General features: G+C 61.0%; 17 protein-coding genes. 10 read left to right on the top strand and 7 right to left on the bottom strand.

Annotated features, from left to right (window positions below; all coding sequences use genetic code 11):
- Window positions 1–23 precede the first annotated feature (23 nt).
- Window positions 24–980, bottom strand: coding sequence for an ABC transporter substrate-binding protein (locus C4J88_RS13540; protein WP_124407208.1), 957 nt, complete (start codon window positions 978–980; stop codon window positions 24–26).
- A gap of 290 nt (window positions 981–1,270) precedes the next feature.
- On the opposite strand from C4J88_RS13540, the gene C4J88_RS13535 reads away from it, so the two are divergent.
- The 3 genes from C4J88_RS13535 to C4J88_RS13525 all read left to right on the top strand — a co-directional run bounded on the left by C4J88_RS13535 (window position 1,271) and on the right by C4J88_RS13525 (window position 4,755).
- Window positions 1,271–2,140 (top strand): oxaloacetate decarboxylase, encoded by an 870-nt coding sequence (locus tag C4J88_RS13535; RefSeq protein WP_124362864.1) that lies wholly within the window; start codon window positions 1,271–1,273, stop codon window positions 2,138–2,140.
- Between the two features lie 72 nt (window positions 2,141–2,212).
- On the top strand, window positions 2,213–2,593 hold the full coding sequence (locus tag C4J88_RS13530; protein ID WP_124362863.1) for a RidA family protein: 381 nt from the start codon (window positions 2,213–2,215) through the stop codon (window positions 2,591–2,593).
- Window positions 2,594–2,775: 182 nt separating this feature from the next.
- Complete coding sequence (locus tag C4J88_RS13525) at window positions 2,776–4,755, top strand: U32 family peptidase (RefSeq protein WP_124407207.1); 1,980 nt, start codon at window positions 2,776–2,778, stop codon at window positions 4,753–4,755.
- A gap of 73 nt (window positions 4,756–4,828) precedes the next feature.
- Here C4J88_RS13525 and C4J88_RS13520 read toward each other — a convergent pair whose 3' ends face one another.
- Window positions 4,829–5,737 (bottom strand): DMT family transporter, encoded by a 909-nt coding sequence (locus C4J88_RS13520; RefSeq protein WP_124407206.1) that lies wholly within the window; start codon window positions 5,735–5,737, stop codon window positions 4,829–4,831.
- 109 nt (window positions 5,738–5,846) lie between these two features.
- On the opposite strand from C4J88_RS13520, the gene C4J88_RS13515 reads away from it, so the two are divergent.
- Window positions 5,847–6,287: an Lrp/AsnC family transcriptional regulator gene (locus C4J88_RS13515; RefSeq protein WP_124407205.1), complete on the top strand. Its 441-nt coding sequence runs from the start codon at window positions 5,847–5,849 to the stop codon at window positions 6,285–6,287.
- 145 nt (window positions 6,288–6,432) lie between these two features.
- On the opposite strand, the gene xylB is transcribed toward C4J88_RS13515, so the two are convergent.
- Genes xylB through C4J88_RS13490 form a run of 5 tightly spaced genes read right to left on the bottom strand, consistent with a single transcriptional unit; the run spans window position 6,433 to window position 12,398 of the window.
- Window positions 6,433–7,893, bottom strand: a complete 1,461-nt coding sequence (xylB, locus tag C4J88_RS13510; protein ID WP_124407204.1) for a xylulokinase — start codon at window positions 7,891–7,893, stop codon at window positions 6,433–6,435.
- A gap of 15 nt (window positions 7,894–7,908) precedes the next feature.
- Complete coding sequence (locus C4J88_RS13505) at window positions 7,909–8,901, bottom strand: LacI family DNA-binding transcriptional regulator (protein ID WP_124407203.1); 993 nt, start codon at window positions 8,899–8,901, stop codon at window positions 7,909–7,911.
- A gap of 21 nt (window positions 8,902–8,922) precedes the next feature.
- Window positions 8,923–9,855 carry an ABC transporter substrate-binding protein gene (locus tag C4J88_RS13500; RefSeq protein WP_124367049.1) on the bottom strand — a complete coding sequence of 311 codons (933 nt, stop codon included), beginning with the start codon at window positions 9,853–9,855 and terminating at the stop codon, window positions 8,923–8,925.
- Between the two features lie 34 nt (window positions 9,856–9,889).
- The gene (locus C4J88_RS13495) at window positions 9,890–10,873 is read right to left on the bottom strand and encodes a ribose ABC transporter permease (protein ID WP_124367048.1); all 984 of its coding nucleotides are present in this window, start codon (window positions 10,871–10,873) and stop codon (window positions 9,890–9,892) included.
- Window positions 10,866–12,398: a sugar ABC transporter ATP-binding protein gene (locus C4J88_RS13490; RefSeq protein WP_124407202.1), complete on the bottom strand. Its 1,533-nt coding sequence runs from the start codon at window positions 12,396–12,398 to the stop codon at window positions 10,866–10,868. Before C4J88_RS13490 ends, C4J88_RS13495 begins: the two co-directional genes overlap by 8 nt.
- Here C4J88_RS13490 and C4J88_RS13485 point away from each other — a divergent pair.
- From C4J88_RS13485 to C4J88_RS13460, 6 genes are all read left to right on the top strand, one after another.
- Window positions 12,397–12,591, top strand: coding sequence for a hypothetical protein (locus tag C4J88_RS13485; protein ID WP_124367046.1), 195 nt, complete (start codon window positions 12,397–12,399; stop codon window positions 12,589–12,591). The genes C4J88_RS13490 and C4J88_RS13485 overlap by 2 nt on opposite strands.
- A gap of 123 nt (window positions 12,592–12,714) precedes the next feature.
- The gene (locus tag C4J88_RS13480; protein ID WP_124362854.1) at window positions 12,715–14,055 is read left to right on the top strand and encodes a HAMP domain-containing sensor histidine kinase; all 1,341 of its coding nucleotides are present in this window, start codon (window positions 12,715–12,717) and stop codon (window positions 14,053–14,055) included.
- Entirely contained in the window at window positions 14,040–14,423 is a 384-nt protein-coding gene (locus C4J88_RS13475; protein ID WP_124362853.1) for a response regulator, read from the top strand. The genes C4J88_RS13480 and C4J88_RS13475 overlap by 16 nt, the downstream gene beginning before the upstream one ends.
- 9 nt (window positions 14,424–14,432) lie before the next feature.
- Entirely contained in the window at window positions 14,433–15,689 is a 1,257-nt protein-coding gene (locus C4J88_RS13470) for an EAL domain-containing response regulator (protein ID WP_124407201.1), read from the top strand.
- A 111-nt stretch (window positions 15,690–15,800) separates the two neighbouring features.
- The gene (locus C4J88_RS13465) at window positions 15,801–17,150 is read left to right on the top strand and encodes a sodium:proton antiporter (protein ID WP_124367043.1); all 1,350 of its coding nucleotides are present in this window, start codon (window positions 15,801–15,803) and stop codon (window positions 17,148–17,150) included.
- A 136-nt stretch (window positions 17,151–17,286) separates the two neighbouring features.
- Window positions 17,287–22,248 (top strand): glycosyltransferase family 32 protein, encoded by a 4,962-nt coding sequence (locus C4J88_RS13460; RefSeq protein ID WP_124407200.1) that lies wholly within the window; start codon window positions 17,287–17,289, stop codon window positions 22,246–22,248.
- The last annotated feature ends 10 nt before the right edge of the window (window positions 22,249–22,258 follow it).

Here is a 22,258-nt window from a genome sequence, read left to right as displayed (position 1 = left end):
GTCAGAGAGATTCCTTGGTGTATTCAGGGCTGTGCCTGGGCGACGGCGGGTTGCAGGGCCGCGGCGAATGACGGGTCGAACAGGCTGGCGGCCGGGTAAGCCTTGATCAGGCCTTCGCTGGCGAAGAAGTCCACGGTCTTTTGCGCCTCGACCGGTGCCTGGGCGGTCAGTGGTTCGACCGTGGTGCGTGCCCTGGCAAACCAGGCGCGGGCGATTTCAGCGTCGGCGCGGGTGCGTTTGGCCCATGCGTCAGCGTAGGCGTTGGTGTTGGCCGGGCTCTGGCGTGCCCAGTCACGGGCTTTTTTCAGGCGCTGGAGAAAGTCGTTGATGGGCGCGCGTTTGTCGTCGACCGCCGTGGCGTTGGCGGCGATAAAACTCTGGGCGGGAATCAACCCCTCGGCCGTCGCGAGTACCCGTGCACCTTGGCGTTCCTGCTGGGTCACATAAGGCTCCCAGGTGGCGATGACATCGACCGAGCCGCCTTCCAGCGCATGGGACGCATCCAGTGCGCTGAGGTAACGCAACTGCAGCGCGTCGCGGGCAACGCCGGCGTTATCCAGTGCGCTCAGCAGCAGTTGCTGGCTCCAGGAACCTTTCCAGATGGCTGCACGTTTGCCCGCCAGGTCCGCCAGGCTGTGGATCGACGAATCCTGCTTGACCAGAATCGCCACGCCCGCCAGGCTTTGCCGGCTGATGGCAATCACCTTGATCGGCGCGCCCAATGCGCCCAGGAACAACACCGGCGCGTCGCCGAGCAGGCCGATATCCAGGCTGCCGACGTTGAGCGCTTCGGCCACCGGCGATCCGGCCGTGAATTGCTTCCATTCAAGGGTGTAGGGAAGATCCTCAAGCACCCCCGCCGCTTCCATCGCGGCTTGGGCGTTATAGCTTTGATCGCCCACTACCAGCGTTTGCGCATGGGCGGTGAGGCAGATCAATGCGGCGGCCATGCCGGTCGCCAGTTTTGACAGGTAACGCACGTTCGTCTCCAGATGCCATGGGAGGCACGTCAAGTCGATCCGCGCGTGCGGTCTCGGCGATAGTCGTAAGGGGCATTACGATGAGGTTACAAGAAAGACATGTAAAATATTTATATTGCATAACGTAATTCACTAAAAATGCACATATTGCATTTTATTCGCGCATTGCCGCGCAAGACGCCTCTTGCGCATTCAAACGTCATCAACCCCTGCCCGTCTGCGTGGTAATCTCACGCCACCACGAATAGACATTGATCGTCACTTGACGATGACCAAAGCCAGGAAAGACCATGCCCAAGATTTCTCACTCAGCGCTGCGCCGTCACTTCCGCGAACTGCTTGCCACGCCCATCTGTGTTGAAACCGCCTCGGTTTTCGACCCCATGTCCGCCCGTATCGCGGCCGACCTGGGTTTTGAGGTGGGTATTCTCGGCGGCTCCGTCGCCTCCCTGCAGGTACTGGCGGCACCCGATTTCGCGTTGATTACCCTGAGTGAGTTCGTCGAACAGGCCACCCGCATCGGCCGCGTCGCACAGTTGCCGTTCATTGCAGACGCCGACCACGGCTACGGCAATGCCCTGAACGTGATGCGTACGGTTGAAGAGCTGGAACGCGCTGGCGTCGCGGCGCTGACCATTGAAGACACCCTGCTGCCTGCTCAATTCGGGCGTAAATCCACGGACCTGATCTCTGTCGAAGAAGGCATCGGCAAGGTCAAGGCGGCTCTGGAAGCGCGTGTCGATCCTGAACTGTCGATCATCGCGCGCACCAACGCCGGCGTATTGCCCACCGAAGACGTGATTGCGCGCACCCAGGCCTATGAAAAGGCCGGCGCCGATGGAATCTGCATGGTCGGCGTCAAAGACTTCGACCACCTGGAAAAAATCGCCGAGAACCTCACGGTGCCATTGATGCTGGTGACCTACGGCAACCCGCAGCTGCACGACAGCGAGCGCCTGGCGAGCCTGGGCGTGCGCATCGTGGTGGCTGGGCATGGCGCCTACTTCGCCGCGATCAAGGCCACTTACGACAGCCTGCGCGCGCAACGGCAGTTGACCCACAGCACATCGAACCTCAGCGCGACCGAGCTGACCCACACCTATACATTGCCGGAGAGCTATGTGGCGTGGGCTGAGGAGTTCATGGACGTGAAAGAGTAAACACCTGGTTTGCCCCAGGTGATTTTTTCAGGGACCATGGCGCCTTTTCGTTCCTGCCAACACGAGGCGCCCATGGCCAACCACGACCTGACCTTCACACCCGACCCGGATGCCGATTCGATCTCCTCCGACGTGATCGGCTTCAACGGCATCCTGGTCTCAACCCAGATTCCAACCCGCGCCGACGGCAGCCTGGAGCTGGGCGATATCACGCTGCAAAGCGAATGCACCCTGCAAGCGCTGAAAGTCGCGCTGGAAAAAGCCGGCAGCTCCATGGACCGGGTGATGCACCTGACCATCTACCTGACCGACATGGCCGACCGCGCCGCATTCAACGAAGTCTACAAACGCTTTTTCGCCAAGCCATGGCCGGTACGGGCGGCGGTGGGTGTTGCCGCGTTGGCTGTAGAAGGTATGCGTGTTGAAGTAACGGCGATGGCGGCCAAGGCCTGACTCGATCAAAACTGTGGGAGGGGGCTTGCCCCCGATGAGGCATTGCCAGTAAGTGCATGTGTGACTGACACACCGCCATCGGGGGCAGGTCCATGAGCCCGACAGCCCTGTGGTAGATGCCGGTAAGACTTTTCGCAGCTACAATGCCCGCCTCGACCGTGACAAGCCTGACTAAAAAAACTATGTCCTTGCCCAAGCATCACCTGGAATTGCTCAGCCCTGCCCGCGATGTGGCCATCGCACGCGAGGCTATCCTGCATGGCGCCGACGCCATTTATATCGGCGGGCCGAGCTTCGGCGCCCGTCACAATGCCTGTAACGAGGTGAGCGATATCGCGCAACTGGTGGAATTCGCCCGGCGTTACCACGCTCGCGTTTTCACCACCATCAACACCATCCTGCATGACAACGAGCTGGAGCCGGCGCGCAAGCTGATCCACCAGCTCTACGACGCCGGTGTCGATGCCTTGATCGTGCAAGACCTGGGCGTGATGGAGCTGGATATTCCGCCCATCGAGCTGCACGCCAGCACCCAGACCGATATCCGCACTCTGGGCCGCGCCAAGTTCCTCGACCAGGCCGGTTTCTCCCAGTTGGTACTGGCGCGCGAGCTGAACCTGCAAGAGATCCGCGCCATCGCCGACGAGACCGATGCCGCCATCGAGTTCTTCATCCATGGCGCCCTGTGTGTGGCGTTCTCCGGGCAGTGCAATATCTCCCACGCGCAGAACGGCCGCAGCGCCAACCGGGGCGACTGCTCCCAGGCGTGCCGCCTGCCGTATACCTTGAAAGATGATCAGGGCCGCGTCGTCGCCTTTGAAAAGCACCTGCTGTCGATGAAAGACAACAACCAGAGCGCCAACCTGCGCGCACTGGTCGAAGCTGGCGTGCGTTCGTTCAAGATCGAAGGCCGCTACAAGGACATGGGCTATGTGAAGAACATCACCGCTTACTACCGCCAGCGCCTCGACGAAATCCTCGAAGACCGCCCGGACCTGGCCCGCGCTTCCAGCGGGCGTACCGCGCACTTCTTCCTGCCCGACCCGGAAAAAACCTTCCACCGTGGCAGTACCGACTACTTTGTCAGCGACCGCAAGATCGATATCGGCGCCTTCGACACCCCGACCTTCACCGGCCTGCCGGTGGGTGTGGTGGAAAAAGCCGGCAAGCGCGACTTGCAGGTGGTCACCCATGAGCCGCTGTCCAACGGCGACGGCCTCAATGTACTGGTCAAGCGTGAAGTGGTGGGGTTCCGCGCCAACATCGCCGAGCCCAAGGGCGAATTCGAGGAAGACGGCGAGAAGCGCTACCGCTACCGCGTCGAACCGAACGAAATGCCGGCGGGCCTGCACCAGCTGCGCCCGAATCACCCGTTGAACCGCAACCTGGACCATAACTGGCAGCAGGCGTTGCTCAAGACCTCGGCCGAGCGTCGTATCGGCCTGGCTTGGGTGGCGCGCCTGCGTGAAGAGCAGTTGCACCTCACCGCCACCAGCGAAGAAGGTATCAGCGCCAGCGTCACCCTGCCCGGCCCGTTTGGCGTGGCCAACAAGCCGGAACAGGCCCTGGATACCCTGCGCGACCTGCTGGGCCAACTCGGTACCACCGAGTACCACGCCACCCGCATCGAGCTGGACGCGCCGCACGCGTTCTTCATTCCCAACTCGCAGCTCAAGGCATTGCGCCGTGAAGTGATCGAAGCCCTGACCGTCGCTCGCGTCGCCGCGCACCCGCGGGGTGCACGCAAAGCCGAGACCACGCCGCCGCCGGTGTACCCGGACGCGCACCTGTCGTTCCTGGCCAACGTGTACAACCAGAAGGCCCGCGACTTTTACCACCGTCACGGTGTGAAGCTGATCGATGCCGCCTTCGAGGCCCACGAAGAAACCGGCGAAGTACCGGTGATGATCACCAAGCACTGCCTGCGTTTCTCGTTCAACCTGTGCCCTAAACAGGCCAAGGGTGTGACGGGGGTGAAGACCAAGGTGGCGCCGATGCAGTTGATCCATGGCGATGAAGTGCTGACGCTGAAGTTCGACTGCAAACCGTGCGAAATGCACGTGGTCGGCAAGATCAAGGGGCACATCCTCGGATTGCCGCAGCCGGGCAGCGCCGTGGAGCATTTCAACCCCGAGAACCTCATTTTCCAGGGCACACACTGACCCTCTGTAGGAGCGAGCTTGCTCGCGAGAAACCTGAGAACGCCGCGTGTTAACTCGATGAGCTGCGTTATCGTTAGCGTTCTTCGCGAGCAAGCTCGCTCCTGCCGAAGCTACGGGGCCACCACCAGCCCCGCTGCAACCCCGCCGCCGCCAGCAGAATCGCCGCCACGCCCAACCATTGCAGCCATCCAAGGCGATGCCCGAAGGCGATCCAGTCGACGAAAATCGCCGCAATCGGGTAGATGAACGACAAGGCGCCGGTCATCGCAGTCGGTAGCTTCTGAATGGCTCCGTACAACAACACATACATCAAACCCGTGTGCACCAGGCCCAGGGTGGCGAGTGCCGCCCAGGCATCAGTCGACGTGGGTAAGCGGTCCCAAGGCACCAGCGGCGCCAGCAATACCGCGCCGGTAGTCACCTGGATCAACGCCATCAAATGCGGCGGCACTTGCTTGAGCTGCTTGATGATCAGCGCTGCAATCGCGTACAACAACGCCGCGCCCAGGGCCAGCGCGATGCCGGTCAAATAGTCCTCGCCAGCCGGTTGTTCACCATGGGCCGTGACGATTGCCAGCATGCCCAGGAACGCCACGCTCAGCCAGGCCATCTTCTGCAGGGTGATTTTCTCACCGAGAAACAGCGCCGCCAGCATCACCAATAGAAACGGTTGCACGTTGTACACCGCCGTACTGATGGCGATTGACGCACGCGAGTAGGATTCGAACAGCAGCAGCCAGTTGCCGACGATGGCCACACCGCTGAGTACCGCCAGCCCGAACCTGGCCCAACTGAGCAAGTCCAGCTTCAGGTAGCCGAGCCATGCGCACACCAGCAGCAGCGCCAGCGCGCCGATCATGCAGCGCCAGAACACCACTTCGATCACCGACACGCCGGACACCAGCACAAACCAACCGATGGTGCCGGAGATCAGCATGGCGGCGATCATTTCCCAGGTTCCGCGACGGACAGCTGTATCCATGATTGATGCTCCTCAAGTGAGGCTCAATTATGGCAAGCTGCCCGACAGCCGCTCCAGCGACTAAAAAAGCCCAAACCGTCGATTCACCTTTTCTTATTAGGCGAACCCTATGATTGACACCATCGACCAGCAACTGATCGCCGCCTTGATGGATGATTCGCGTTTATCCCTCAAAGCCCTGGCCGGCATCACCGGGCTGTCTTCGCCAAGCGTCGGCGAGCGCTTGCGCCGCCTGGAGGAACGCGGCGTGCTGACCCACTACACCGTCGATATCGATCCCAAGCATTTTGGCTATCTGCTGCAAGCCATCGTGCGCATCCGTCCGCTGCCCGGCAAGTTGCAGGAAGTGGAACGCCAGATTCAGGCAATCCCCGAATTCACCGAATGCGACAAAGTCACCGGCGACGACTGCTTCATCGCCCGCCTGCATGTGCGCACCATGGACCACCTGGACAGCCTGCTCGACCGGATCAACGGGTATGCCGAAACCAACACTGCCATCGTCAAGAAAACCCCGGTGAAACGGCGCTTGCCGCCGTTGACCGACTGACAGCACGCAGAACACTGATCGTTCCCACGCTCTGCGTGGGAACGCCTCCTGGGACGCTCTGCGTCTCGCCAACCGCTGCAAGTGAGCAGGTGACGCAGAGCGTCACGGGCTGCATTCCCACGCGGGAGCGTGGGAATGATCCTGTTCAATCCCGGAGGGCTTTGGCTGCCGCAAGCAACCCCTGGAATTTGCCATACCGCGCCGCCAATACCGGCTGCACTTGCTCATCGGGCACATACCGCGCCTTCACCGGCATCCCCGCCGCCAGCAAATCAGCGCCCTCCCCGATGGCCATGAACCCCAATTTCGCCGCCCCGATGCACGCGCTCAGTTCGCTGCCATGCAGGGTAAAAACCTCCCGCTGCAGAATATTCGCCAGCAGTTGCGCCCAATACTCACTGCGCGCCCCTCCGCCGACGAGCGCGAAGGATTTGACCTCAGCCCCGGTCGACTGCACCGCGCGCCAAGCGTCGAGCAAGCCAAAACCCACGCCTTCCATCACCGCATAGCCGAGCATCGCCGGTGTGCAGTCATGGCCAAGCCCCATGAAGCCGCCGCGCAGCAAGGGGTCGTTATGCGGCGTGCGCTCACCCGCCAGGTACGGCAGAAACAACGGGGTGGACAGCGGTACCGCGTGTTCGATTGGCAGTTGCGTCTGCACCTGGTCCAACAGCGTTTGTTCATCCGCCATGCCCGTCAGGCGCGTTACCCAGCGCAAGCAACTGGCGCCGGCCAGCATGGCGCCCATGGTGTACCAGCGCTCGGGCAGCGCATGGCAGAAGCTGTGCACCGCACTGGCCGGGTTGCCGGCGGCGTGAGCGGTAATCGCGACAATCGCCGCGCTGGTGCCCAGGGTGATAAACCCGTCACCGGCATCGATAGCGCCGATCCCGACGGCCGCTACCGGGTTATCGCCGCCGCCCCCGGCGATCACCACCTGCGGCGACAAGCCCAGGCCAGCGGCCGTGACACCAGCGCTTGCGGCACCGCCCTCCACCAGTCGGGGCATGTGCGCAGGCGTCAGGCCGGTGGCGTGCAGCATCGGGGTAAACCACTCACGTCGCGCCACATCCAGCCACAGGGTGCCGGCCGCGTCCGACATCTCGCTGATCCGCTCCCCGCACAGGCGCAAGCGCAGGTAATCCTTGGGCGACAGCACGCAATCAATCGCCTTGAACACCTCAGGTTCATGCTGTTGCAGCCAGAGTAGTTTCGGCGCGGTCAACCCGGCCATCGACAAGCTGCCGGTGATCTCGGCATAGCCGGTGCCCAGTTGTTCGGCCTGCAAGACTGCACGGGAGTCGTCCCACAGGATTGCCGGGTACAACACGCGGTTGTCGGCCCCCAGCAATACCGCACCGTGCATCTGCCCCGACAGGCCGATACAGGCCACGCGGGCAAATGCCTCATGGGCGCGCAGTGAGTCCAGTGCCTGCAGGCAGGCCTGCCACCAGTCTTCGGGCGCCTGCTCGGACCAGCCGCCATGGCGGCGCGACACGCTCAAGTGCACGCCCGCGCGGGCCAGCACGCTGCCGTCGAGGTCCATGAGGATGGCTTTGAGTTCGGAGGTGCCAAGGTCAATACCAAGGGAAACAGGACGGTTCATACGGGGTGGGTCCGATCAATCACAGCCACAGGAATTACGCACCTGCAGGCGTGGCGCCAGGCGCACGCTGTGCTTGGGTGCAGTGGGGGTTGCCATGCGTTGCAGCAACAGCTCGACAGCGCGGGCGCCCAGTTGCTGGACCGGCTGGGCGATCAAGGTCAGGCGCGGCACGAAAAAGTCCGCCCATTCGAAATCATCGAAGCCGACCAGCGCCATTTGCCCCGGCACTTCGATCTGCGCATCACGCAGGGCGTGCATGGCGCCGAGGGTCATCAGGTTATTGCCGGCCATGATGGCGGTCGGTGGTTCGGCCAGGCTCAGCAACTGCCGGGTGGCTTGGCGGGCCGGCTCGGTGTTGGAGCCGCCGTTGACCAGCAACCGCGGATCGAACGCCAGCCCCGCCGCCTGCAACGCGGCCTGGTAACCCGCCACCCGCTCATCGGTGGTGCTGAAGCCCGCACGCCCGGCGATAAAGCCGATGCGCCGGTGCCCGTGGGCGACCAGGTGCTCGATCAGCGCCTGGGTGGCCTGGCTATTCTCCACCCCGACCTGATCGAACTGCTCGCTCATCATGCGATCCACCAGCACCGCAGGCAGCTCATTGGCGCGCAGGTAGTCCAGCGCCAACGAGCCGTTCGACGGCGCCAGCACAATGCCGTCGACCCGCCGGTGATGCAGCGCGGTGACCACGCGCAATTCCTGCTCCGGGTCGTCGTGGGTGTCGACAAACAGCATCATGTAGCCGTGCCGGGCGCACTCGGTTTCAATCGCGTGCACCGTCTCGCTGAAGTAATGGTTGGACAGCGCCGAGATCGCCACGCCAATGGTGTTGGTGGTGGAACGGGCCAGCGCGCGCGCCAGGGTGTTGGGGATATAGCCCAGCTCCCGAATCGCACGCTGTACCGCCTGCACCGTGGCCGGGCTGACCTTGCGGGTGCCGTTCAACACGTGGGACACGGTCGACGGCGACACGCCGGCCCTGCTTGCCACGTCGTCCATGGTGACCACGGCGCGCTCCCCTTGAGTCAATCAGTGCTTGCTCGACCAGCCGCTGTAGCTGCCGACGTTGTCGCGGGTGATGAGTTTGGGCGTGAGCAGGGTCACCGCTTCGGCCGGGGCCTTGTCATTGAGCAGGTCATTGCCGACGTTCACCGCTGTCTGGGCCATGGCCCACGGGTCCTGGCTGGCGGAGGCCTGGATCTGTGTGTCGGTCTTGAGCGCATTCTCGATATCCGGCGCGCCGTCCACCGAGGTAATGATGATGCCGCTGCGCTTGAGCTGCTTGGCCGCCAGGTCGCTGCCGATGGCTTGGGGGTCGTTGATCGCGAACAGGCCGTCGATTTTCGGGAAGCGTGTCAGGTAACCCTGCATCGCGTTCAGGCCGCCTTCGCGCGAGCCCTTGGCGTCCTGGTCGTCGGACAGCACTTTAATGTCCGGCGCGCCGGCCAGGGCGGCCTTGCACCCTTTGACGCGGTCAGTCACCGCGGTGACTTGCGGGCCGTTCTGGATAATCACATTGCCTTTGCCCGACAGCTTGTCCACCAGGTACTGGCAGGCCAGCTTGCCAGCTTCGACGTTGTCGGTCTGCACCGTGGCGTTCACACCCTTGGCGTCCACATCCACCGCCACCACGACAATGCCGGCGTCGCGGGCTTTCTTGATCGCCGAGGCCATGGCGGACGGGTCGACGGCGTTGATCAGGATCAGGTCGACCTTGGACGAGATGAAGTTGTCGATCTGCGAGAACTGCTTGCTCAAATCATAGTCAGCCGACACCGACGTCACCTTGACGTTGGGGTTGAGTGCCTTGGCCTGCGCCGTGGCGCCATCGGCCAGGGTCACGAAATACGGGTTGCCCAAAGAGCCCATGCTGATGCCCAGCGCCTTGAGTTCGCGGGCCTGCACGGCCTGGGACATCAGGGCAGCCAAGGCAATGACGGGGAAGATACGTTTGACGTTCATGGCGGTCTCTCTTGTGATTGTTGTAGGAGTGAACTCAGGTTCGGGCGCCGGACTGGCGATAGCGATCCAGCGCCACCGCGCCGATGATCACGATGCCCTTGATGATGTACTGCCAGATATCCGATACCCCCAGCAGCACCAGGCCATTGGTGAGCACCGCGATGATCAGTGCGCCGATCAGCGTGCCGCCGATGGTGCCGACGCCGCCGGTGAAACTGGTGCCGCCGAGGATCACCGCCGCGATCGCATCCAACTCGTAGGATTGGCCCAATTGCAAGCCATTGGCGGCGAACAGGCGCGAGGCGCTCATCACCGCGCCAAGCCCGGCCAGGGCGCCGGACATGGCGTAGACGAACAACAGCACTTTCCACACCTTGATTCCCGACAGCCGCGCGGCTTCCGGGTTGCCGCCCACCGAGTAGATCTGCACGCCCATCACCGTGCGCCGCAGAATGAACCACGACAGCGCCACCACGGCCACGGCGATGACCACCAGCCACGGCACGCCGAGGATCGAGTCGTTGCCGATAAAGGCAAACGGCAAGTCCGGGTTGAATACCGTCTTGTCATCGGCCAGCAAGCGCGCCAGGCCACGCATGGCGGTCAGCGCGCCGAGGGTGACGATAAACGGCGGCAGGCGCATGAACGCGATCAACCCGCCGTTGACCAGGCCCAGCAACAGCCCGAAGCCGATACCGGCGGCAATCCCGAACATGCCGAACTGCGGCGACATCGACGCCTGCAGGGCGACCACCGCCGACGCCGCGAGGATCGCGCCGACGGACAGGTCGATACCCGCCGTGAGAATCACGAAGGTCATGCCGGCCGCCAGCACCACGTTGACCGAGGCCTGCTGCGTGATGATCGACAGGTTTTGCATCGTCAGGAAGTTTTCGCTGGCCAGGGCAAAGCCCACCAGCAGCAGCACCAGCACCGGCAACATGCCCACCGTGCGCATCAGCTCGCGTACGCGTTCAGCCTTGCCCGTCGTGGTTGTTGCGATATTCGATTCAGCCATTGACCACCACCTGATCGCCACCGGTGGCGAGGTCGATAATACGTTCCTGGGAGATGACGTGACCGGAGGCCCCGCCGACTTCAGCCACCAACTGGCCTTCGCGCATGACCAGCACACGGTCGCAGGTGCCGATGATTTCCGGCAGCTCGCTGGAGATCACCACGATGCCGACACCTGCCTGGGCCAATTGATTGATGATGCGGTAGATCTCGGATTTGGAGCCGATGTCCACGCCACGGGTGGGCTCATCCAGGATCAGCACATGGGGCTTGACCTCCAGCAGCCGCGCCAGCAACACCTTTTGCTGGTTGCCACCGGACAGCGCGCCCACATTGACCTTGCCCGACGCCACGCGGATCGACAGCGCCTTGATCGCGTCGTTGGCGCGCTGCGCGCCATGGCTGCGATCCAGCACACCGCCGGCATGGGCATCCGGCACACAGGCGCACACATTGATGTTGTCGGCCACGCTCATGTCGAGGAACAGGCCCTGGGCCTTGCGGTCCTCGGTGAGGTACACCACGCCGGCGCGGATCGCATCGGCCGGGGTGCGCAATTGGGTGACGTGCTTGCCGACCACTTCGAGGGTGCCGCTGGTGCGTGGGTCGGCGGCAAAGATCAGTCGCGCCAGCTCCGTACGCCCTGCCCCGACCAGCCCGGCAATGCCCAGCACTTCGCCGGCATGCAGGTCGAAGCTGCAGTGGCGCACGCGTTTGCCGTCAGCCATGTCACGCACGCGCATCACCACGTTGCCAGGGTTATAGGCGGCGTGTTCTTTCTTGTAGAAGCCGGAAAGATCGCGGCCCACCATCATTTTCACCAGCACTTCGGCCGACAACGCATCGCGGGTCAGTTCGCCGATGTACTGGCCGTCGCGCAGCACCGAGACCCGGTCCGACAACTCGTAGATCTCGGCCATGCGGTGGCTGATGTAGATGATCGCCAGACCCTGGCCGCGCAGTTGTTTGATCAGCGCAAACAGGCGGTCGGTCTCGCGGGAGGACAGCGGCGTGGTCGGCTCGTCCATCACCAGGATTCGGGCGTGGGCATGCAGGGCGCGGGCGATTTCCACCAGTTGGCGTTCGGCAATCGACAGGCTGCTGACCGGCGTCGAGGGTTTGAACTCGGCGCCCAGGCGTTGCAACACCTCGATGCAGCCGTCCTGCATGCCCTTGCGGTCGATGGTCCAGCCACGCCGCAGCTCGCGGCCCAGGTAGATGTTCTCGGCCACGCTCAGGTTCGGGCACAGGCTCAATTCCTGATAGATCACAGCGATGCCGAGGGCTTTTGCGGTAGCAGGCGTGAAGGTGGCGACGGGCTGGCCATCGATGCGGATTTCGCCGCCGGGGTCGGCCTGATAGGCGCCGGAGAGGATTTTCATCAGCGTGGATTTGCCGGCACCGTTCTCCCCCATCAAGGCGTGGATTTCGCCGGGGTAGACCTTCAGGCCGACGCTTTTGAGCACGCGCAAACCGTTGAAGGTTTTGCTGATGCCCTGCATCTCAAGCAAGGGTTCAAGGCTCATGGATGAGCTCCTGGATTTATTGTTTTTGTTGTCGAGTGCTGCCGACTCTAGTCCAGATACATTTGCTTACGCAAGCGCTTGCGTGAGCATTTATGTGCCAGGTGAAACGTTTCATCACCGTGTAAATTCGCAAATCGTTGAAATGCCGGCTTTTACGCGTCAAATGGATATCGTCGCCATCAAAACGCCATAATGTCTGCTATTGTCCAAAGACCGCATCTCCGCTTGTTGTCGCGTTCGCGCGATCTTTTGTGAGCATGTGCTACGCCGTCGTGCTCTGCCGGTGGCAAGTCTGAAGTTTACGGAATGCTTGGCAATGGACACCCCTCTACCCGACCCGCCCCAATCACGCGCTGAAAAGATCGTTGAGTTCAAACGCCAGAAAACCTTGCTCAAGACCGGTGCGCTGCAGGATGCGATCTTCAACAGCGCGTATTTTTCCAGCATCGCCACCGACGAAAAAGGCGTGATCCAGATCTTCAACGTCGGCGCCGAACGCATGCTCGGCTACGCCGCTGCCGATGTGCTCAACCGCATCACCCCCGCCGACATCTCCGACCCTGCCGAACTGATCACCCGCGCCGCTGCCCTCAGCCTGGAACTCGACACGCCGATCACACCGGGTTTCGAAGCCCTGGTGTTCAAGGCTTCCCGTGGCATCGAAGACATTTATGAACTGACCTATATCCGCAAGGACGGCAGTCGCCTGTCGGCCATGGTCTCGGTGACCGCCTTGCGCAACCGCCATGACACCATCATTGGCTACCTGCTGATCGGTACCGACAACACCGCACGCAAGCAGGAGGAAGCCGAACGCAAAGGCTTCGAGCGCGCGCTGGAAGAAAAGAACCTGGAGCTGGAGCACGCCAGCCACATGAAGTCCGAGTTCCTCGCGACCATGTCCCACGAATTGCGCACGCCGTTGAACGCGGTGATCGGCTTTTCCGAAGCGCTCAAGGATGGCCTGGTGGGCGACATGAGCGAGGTGCAGCGCGAATACATCGGCGATATTTTCACCAGCGGGCAGCACTTGCTGTCGCTGATCAACGACATTCTCGACCTGTCCAAGGTCGAGGCCGGGATGATGGACCTGGAGCTGGAGGCCGTGGCGCTCGATGGCTTGCTGGCCAACAGCTTGCTGATCGTGCGGGAAAAGGCCGCGCTGCAGCGCATCGAGTTGAAACTGGAATGCGCGACGGATTTCGGCGTGCTGGCCCTGGACCTGCGCAAGACCAAGCAGATCATCTACAACCTGCTGGCCAATGCGGTGAAGTTCAGTGAACACGGCGGCCGCGTGACCCTGGCGGTGCGCGAAGTCAGCCGCGCCCAGGTCGGCCAGGTGCCGGGGGATTGGCCGGCCCATGGCTTCGCCCTGCAACCCAGCGCGCACCAGCGGTTTCTGGAACTGAGCGTGAGCGACGCCGGCATCGGTATCGCCGAAGACGACATGAGCAAGCTGTTCAAGGCCTTCAGCCAGATCGACAGCAGCCTGGCGCGCAAGTTTGAAGGCACGGGCCTGGGGCTGGCGATGGTCAAGCAACTGACCGACCTGCACGGCGGCAGCGTCGCTGTGGCCAGTCGCGTGGGCCTGGGCGCGCGCTTCGTAGTGTGGCTGCCATTGCATCGTGCTCCGGAGGCGTCATGGCCGACATCCTGATCGTCGAAGACAACGAGGCCAACATGCGCCTGGCGCGCTTGCTGCTGATCAACGCCGGGCACACGGTGCTGTGGGCCGCCGATGCCGAAATCGGCCTGACCCTGGCCCGGGAAAAACAACCGGCCCTGATCCTGATGGACATCCAACTGCCGGGCATGGACGGCCTGGCCGCCACGTCCCTGCTCAAGCAAGACCCCATCACCGCCCATATCCCGGTGATCGCCCTGACCGCGATGGCGATGAAGGAGGACCGCGAAAAAACCCGACTGGCCGGTTGCGATGCCTACATCATCAAGCCGCTGCGCTACAAAGAGCTGTACCAGGTGATCGACAGCTTGCTGCAAAAGACTATCAACCCCCTCACATGAGCCCTCTCCATGGCCAGCCAACCCGCCACGCTGTTGATCGTTGACGACGAACCCCAGGTTCGCAAGCTGCTGGAAACCCTGCTGCAGCATGAGGGCTACCAGACCCTGAGCGCCGCCAGCGGTGAAGAAGCCCTGCTTTTGGTGGCGCAACAGCCGCCGGACCTGATCCTGCTGGACATCATGATGCCGGGCATGGACGGCTACGAAGTGGCCAGCCACTTGAAGGGTGATGAAACCACGGCCAGCATCCCGATCATCATGCTCTCGGCCCTGAGCGAGTCCAGCGCCCGCGTCAGTGGCCTGGAAACCGGCGCCGAGGAGTTCCTCAGCAAGCCGGTGGAGCGCGTCGAGTTATGGCTGCGGGTGCGCAACCTGCTGCGGCTCAAGGCCCGTGGCGACCAGTTGAAAAACCATAGCCTGTTGCTCGAGCAGCAACTGCAGCGGCAAACCGATCAGACCACCGGCATGAGCGTGCACGACCTGGCGCGCCAGGACCTGGAAAAGGACTTGCGCCTGGCGGTTGAGCAACAGGATTTCACCCTGCACTACCAGCCCAAGATCGAGCTGGCCGGCGGCCAGATATGCGCTCTGGAGGCGTTGCTGCGCTGGGAGCGCCCAGGCTATGGGCCAGTGTCTCCAGCGGTGTTCATTCCCATACTGGAGAGCATGGGCTTGATCGTGATTGTCGGGCGCTGGGTGATCGACAGCGTGTGCCGACAGATCGCGACCTGGCAACGCGGCGTTATCGGCGCTGTGGAAGTGTCGGTGAATGTCTCGGGTCACCAATTGATCGAAGGCGACCTGATTGCCGATATCGCCCATACCCTGGCCAGGACCGGGGTTCAGGCCCATTACCTGGAGGTCGAACTGACCGAAAGCTCGCTGATGGAGAACACCCAACGCACCATCGCCAGCCTGCAGCGCCTGCGCGCCATGGGCGTGAAAATCTCCATCGATGACTTCGGCACCGGCTATTCAAGCCTGGCGTATCTGCGCCGTTTTCCCATCGACACCTTGAAGATCGACATCGCCTTCATCCGCGAAGTCACCACCAACCCACAGGATGCGGCCATCACCCGCACCATCATCGAACTGGCCCACAGCCTGAACCTGCGGGTAGTGGCCGAAGGCGTGGAAACCCAGGATCAGCTGGCGTTTTTGAAGGAGGCCGGGTGTGATCAGATCCAGGGCTACCTGTTCAGCCGACCGTTGCCGGCTTCCACCCTGGAGCGCCTGCTGCTGGAGCGCCTGGCACCCGCGCGTTGACCGAGGACTCCGGCGCTCTTGATGCTGCGGCTAGCCTGCGTCAAACCACATTGAACCTGTATCCGGCCATGCCTCTCCAACCTGCATAGACCACGGCCGGATGCACGCTTGATGACGTTTATTTTATGGATGGCCGTACTCGGGGCTATTTTGCTGATATTGGCCCTCACCTCCTCCTATCTGCGCTGGATGCCGGTGACCACCTCGGCGGTGTGCCTGTTGCTGGGGGTCGCCATCGGCCCACTGGGTGCGGACCTGCTGCACCTGGACATCAAGGGCTCGGCCCGCTGGATGGAGCACCTGACCGAAGTCGCGGTGCTGTTTTCACTGTTCGTCAGCGGCTTGAAACTGCGCCTGCCCCTCAAGCATCGCACCTGGCGTATCGCCTTCGGCATGGCCGGGCCGGTGATGCTGTTGACCATCCTCGGCGTGTGCCTGGCGTTGCACTATCTGTTGGGGTTGTCATGGGGTGCGTCATTGCTGGTCGGCGCGATGCTCGCCCCGACCGACCCGGTGCTGGCCGGCCTGGTGCAGGTCAACAATGCCCAGGACGATGACCCGTTGCGTTTCGGCTTGTCCGGTGAAGCCGGGCTGAACGATGGCACGGCCTTTCCCTTTGTGATTTTTGCGCTGCTGTTCATGCAGCACGGCGGCTTCGACGGTGACTGGCTGGGTGGCTGGGTACTGAAGAACCTGCTGTGGGCGGTGCCGGCCGGCTTGTTGATTGGCTATTGGATGGGCCGGGGCATCGGGCGTGTGACCTTGCGCATGCGCATCGCCAATGCCGACAGCACCCTGTCGCCCAACGATTACCTGACCCTGGCCCTGATTGCCTTGGCCTACGTGGCGGCGCAAGCCGTGGGTGGCTATGGCTTCCTGGCGGTGTTCGCCGCCGGGCTGGGGTTGCGCCAGGCCGAATTCAAATCCAGCGGCAAAGCGCAGACACCGTCCGAGCACCTGGCCCGCCCCGTGGTCGGGCATCTTGAAGTGGCGCCGGAAAAAGCCTTGCACGGCGATGTCAGCGCGCTGGAAGACACGCAAATTGCCGCCGGGGTCATGATGGGCGACATGCTGGCGTTCGGCGGGCTGGTGGAGCGTTCGATGGAAGTGTTCCTGGTGACGGTGCTGGGGATCGTACTTGCCAGTCATTGGGATTGGCGCGCCCTGCCGATAGCGGCGTTGTTGTTCTGCGTGATCCGGCCGCTGAGCGTATTGGCGATGCCCTGGGGGCGCCTGATCGATCTTCGCCAACGCGGCTTGATGGGCTGGTTCGGCATTCGCGGGATCGGCAGTATCTTCTACCTGTTCTATGCCCTCAATCACGGCCTGATCGGCACCAGCAGCGCGGTAGCCGTGGACCTCACGGTATCGGTGATCGCCTTGAGCATTGTTGTGCATGGCCTGAGCACTCAGCCGATGCTGGCGTGGTACGAGCGCCGCAGCCAAGCGATGGGAAAATGAAGAGACGCCGATTGGAAATAAACGGATAACTCTGTATTGACAAACGCTGGAACCGATGAAGTTCGAGAGTTACTCAGGGGTAAACCAAGCAAATCTACGCCTTGGAACCATCCTGCCCCCTGAGATGACAGCACACATGACTCCCACTTTGAGCCGCATCGCTTCGTACGCCCCGCGCACGGACATCCCATCCGAGCCCCTCTCTCGCCCCAAACGTGAAACCCCCTCGCTGGAAACAGCTGACAAGTCGCGTGTCTCGGGCGATCGCGAGTTGGCCAACGAGTATGGCTTTGCAATGCTACGCGCGGCCAAGGCCGGTACGGATGTGCGTATCAACGCGATTGACCCACACTCCACCTTCGGCCAGTGGCGCGAGCAGTTGAAAAACACCCTTCAGTTACCCGACGTTGTTCAGTGGGCTCAAGACAAAGGGATCGACGTTTCGTCGCTGATACTCAACACCCAGTCAGGGCAAGTTTCCTTCAAGCTCAAGCGCCACCTTGACCCCCAACAGAAACTGCACACGGTTGGTCCAGAAGACCGGCAATGGGCCGCTATCCGTGGGCCTATCCTTCACGCCGCACAGGTTATCTGCGCCGGGTATCCTGATACAGCCTTCATGCCTCAGGAGGTTCTTCAGGATGTGCAAATTCCGGGATCGATAATCGCGCGTTTTTACCAGGAACAGCCGCCGGCGCTGACGGCGAGTGACCTGCGTACACAGGCGCACGGCATTCTGCGCAACTCAAGCTTCAAGACCCTTGATGCTGGCACCGACGCTGGCTTGATCGAATCCCGCAGCGAGGACGCGCTCCTGCACCAGCAAGCGTTAGTGGGCGATATCCTCATCCGCAATCAGATCGTCTTCGAACTAAAGGAGCTGCCGCCTTTGCCCAAGGACGGCTTCGAACACCCCGATGATCTTGAAAACCAGTTGAAGCGCAAGAAACTCTCCCTGCCTGCTCATAACACCTACCCCTCCACCTACCCCTCCGCCGACCATCAACCAGCGAACACAATCAGTGTGTTTGACTATCTGCGGGATCATGGCTTGGACATCCCCAGCAATCACATCGAGCTGGAAAACCTGATCTCATCGCTTTCTACACTTCCGCCCTACTCGCCCCCCAATGGCAATCTGGGCGGGGCGCTGGCCTGGCCCGTGCCGCTTGATACGCAAAGCCTGCAGCAGCTCAAGGCAGACATCGGCGCAGGCAAGTTCGGCAACATCAATCTGAGCCCCTTCAAGAATGTCCTGGAATATCTGCTCGACGGCAGGAGGGTCACGGCTGCCGACCTCAACGATCCACGCAAGTTGATCGATACCTTGATCGAATCCCCTAAAAGCAAGGCCCTGGGAGAGGCGATTCAGGCTGCATTCGAAGCGCGCGAAATCAAGGGTAGCGCCAACGATTGGTTGCTCGCCGCCATGGGCCTGGAGAAAAACACAGAGAACGGCGATGGACTGACCATCGAAGGCTATCGACTGGTCAGCGCTGAAAACACCAACAAAACCGCCTCAACAGTAGTCAAGGCATTGGCCGATCATCTGCTCGCCAGCGACAGGGCTTCGTCCCCCGAAACCGCCGCCATTCAAGCACACCTTTTGCTGACCAGCAGAGCGCCGGAATTCCTGATCAAGGATATTCCGAAGGAGGTCACCATCGGCACTCACGCTTGGGTCAGTTTCGCCACCGCTGTTTCGCGCATCGAAGCAAAAGCGCCAGGCTCGACGGCAGGCATGACCTTTGCGCAAGTCATGCTTGAAAGCAGCATCGCACCGATCAGTGAACAAGAGCGCCACATTGAATATGCCGCCCAGAATGACGCGCTCAAGGATTGGGCCATCGCCAACGGGAGAAAACCACCGCTCACCCCCCTTGTAATGGGCGAAGTGCGCAAAACGTTCAGTGCGATGATCAACGAACTGAGGGAGGCTAGCGAAACATCACTCGGCAACCTGCCAACGGCCAAAGAAATAGCACTGGCGCAGTTAAAAAAAGCGCTGCCGGACATGGACCCCAGACTGTTCGAGAAAAAATGCATCACCATAGACCCTCCCCATAAACGGTTCCCCGGGCCTTACTCGATACTGGACGGCTACATCGATGGCCGACCGCTTTTCTGGACGCCCAACCGGGAGGAGTTCTGGTCGGAAGAAGCACGCAACTTCAAAAATCTTTTCGTATCCAGGGAAAACGAGGAGCGACCAGATTCACGGCCAGCAGCCTGGGTATCCTCATCAAAAGAGTTCGACCTTGACAAGGTGACTCAAACGCTGAAAACCCTGCCACGCCCCAGAGAGCTGTTCGAGCCGCAATACGCTGAGTTCTCAAGCGCCTTGAAGAAAATCAAGTCCGCACAGTTCAAACAGATGATCGCCAGACTTCCGCTGGAAGACCGCGAGAACCTGGCGTTCATCAAACTGCCCGTTCGCAAGCTCATCAGGTATTACCGAGACGATCATCCCAGGGTCGTGGAAGAAGGCGTACTGCTGTTCGACACCGAGCGCAACGGCAAGAAAATGACCTACGCGATTGATCGGATCAAGGGCACCGTGACTCGGCGGCCCGATCACACTTACGTCGAATACCCACCTAGAAATGGCACTCTTCCTCAATTGGGCCAAAGGTACGACACCGTCAAACCTGAGGGTTCGCAACCGCCGGCACTGCCCGACGGGAAAACAGCCGGGCACGGTGCGCCTGACAGTTTCAACAGCGCCAGTACCCAATACATCATCGACACGCTGTTTGCGGACATGAACTTGCCCGAGGTAGAGCGTTACGCCCGAGGGGCGACAACCTTTGATACCCAAGTCCCCCTGCATAAGACCATTGAAGCAATCGTGGTGGGCCTGATTCCCTTCAAGTCAAGCATCGAGAACTTGATCGCGGGCAACATCAAGGAAGGTGCCGTCGAACTGGCTATTGATATCTTTGGTTTCGTGGTGGGCTTCGGCGGTGCGGTCAAAGGCCTGAGCGCCCTGGCGAGGGGTGCATCGACGCTCGCAAAAGCAGGTCAGGTCGTCAGAATCATCGGCCGAGCAGCACTCGGCGCGCTGAACCCGTTGGACGGGGTTGCTGATCTGGCGCGAGGTGCCCTGCATCTTGGAAAAAAAGCCGTCAACGCAAGCTATAAGGGTATTAACCACCTGCGCAATCACCACCGCAGCGTCGACCTGCTGCAATTGGCCAAAAGGCCCGATATCGCCGAAGGCACCTACAAGTTGGCCGGTAACGGCAATGAAATTCCTGCCCTGGCCAAATTCGACGAAGGCACGCAAAGGTGGTTTGCGTTTGACCCGCGTACGCAACAGGCCTATGGCAAGTCCCTCGAACAGTTCAGTGTTGGCCCACGGGGGGGATTGGACGCGATCGGCAGCAACGACGTGATAACGACCGTCAGCCAGCGCCATGGCTTGGCAGCCGCCGGCACATTCAAGGTCGGACAGAAGAGCGTTGAAGGCAACGTTGTGATGTTCCAGGGCAATTGGCATCAATACGACCCGCTGAAAAAACAACCTATCGGCCCTCCATTGAAAGACTTCACCCCCAGTCGGGTAGCGGCCAGTGGCGAAGTACGGGTCGCGGATGCCGATTTGCTGGGGTATCAAGCCAACTACATCGAGCCGCGAGAGCTTTCGAGCAAAGGCCTGCAGGGCAACGTGTATCAAGGCCGCAGTAAAAAGGAATATGTGAAGGTCGATGGAGCGCTGTATGAATCCAAAGTCAAGGACGGCCAGCGATTCATCCTCCACCCCACAGGCAAGGGCCCTGACATACCGGTCAAGGATCTCGGCATTTCCGGGTGGGAGCCTCGCTCCAGGTCTGTCGGTCTGCTGGGGGGCGCGAAGGAATTTCATACACCATGGCAATTGGGCGATAACACGTATGTCGTGCCGATGGACGGTATCAAGGTGGTGGAAAACGCTGCCCCGCCTTTCAGGATCAACGTCAAGGGCGTCGACCACGCCGTCGACTTTGACAGTACACACGGCGCCTGGCGAGGTGTCTCTTCAGGCCTGGACGCTCCCTATTTCTGGCGAAATCCTAAAGGAGCGTGGCAGCAAGGCAACATTAATGATTTTCTGCGCGCTAAAAAGGCAGACGCTCATCACTACCAATTCGTCGATGTGTCGGCGATCCCGAAAGTCCCGAAAGAGGTCACCCCCTTACCCCAGAGCTTGCATTATTTTTGGGCCGGCCAGGACCTCCCCGCCCATTTGGCCGACAACCTGGCTAAAAACAGCCGACGTGCGCCCGGATACACCTCAATCATCCATGTTGACGCCGATACCCCTGAAATTTTTGAAAAGATAAAAACCACCCTGAAAGACAAAGCCCCCGGCGTGACGGTCAAGAACTTTCGTGAGGATGCCCTCTACATACAGTTGAAAAATGACGAAATGTACAATTATTTCCGTCAAGGACAAGGTAAAAACCTGGCGGCCACTTCGGATATCGCGCGTTATCAAATCATGCACAAGCATGGTGGGGTTTACCTGGACACCGATGACCTCATCCAGACCAACGTCGATTCCGGCACGTTGATGGCGGGGGCCAATGATGTCCTGCTCGGTCACCCGGTTGTGCATCGGTCCACCGACTTCAAACCTTTCTATAACAACAGTAACTTTGCCACCCAGCCTGGCAACCCGTTGATGAAAGAAGTCATCACGGAAATGCACAAGCGCTTTGCCGCGAACAAACCCTATTTTGTGAATAACCGCCCGGTGGCCCGACAGTCTACCGACGGTGGTGCATTTACCTCTGATCTCGACGAATACGGGAAAAAACTATTCGAAACGACGGGCCCTACCCTGCTCAACGACACACTCAAGGCAAAACGACCTGATATGTATGAGCTGGGACTGGAAGGGTTCTCAAAAGATACGAATGTCGTGGACGGAGAACTGGTCTCGTCTGGGCCGGTCGTCAATAACGAAGAGAGAGCCCTGGACTTATATCGAGAACGGGGCATTAAGCCGCCCCTGCTGCTGCGCCTTCACATCAGTAAAATGCGCGAGCATTATTTCCCGCTTCGCCATAAATTCAACGTCAAACCAGGGGCCGACCATTCCTGGAAGACTGGCTGATCGCCCCTCG

The organism is Pseudomonas sp. R4-39-08, assembly GCF_003852275.1.
Classification (GTDB): Bacteria; Pseudomonadota; Gammaproteobacteria; order Pseudomonadales; family Pseudomonadaceae; genus Aquipseudomonas.
The sequence above is the reverse complement of the archived record's forward strand: the minus strand, read 5'-3'. Positions and strand labels throughout refer to the sequence as shown.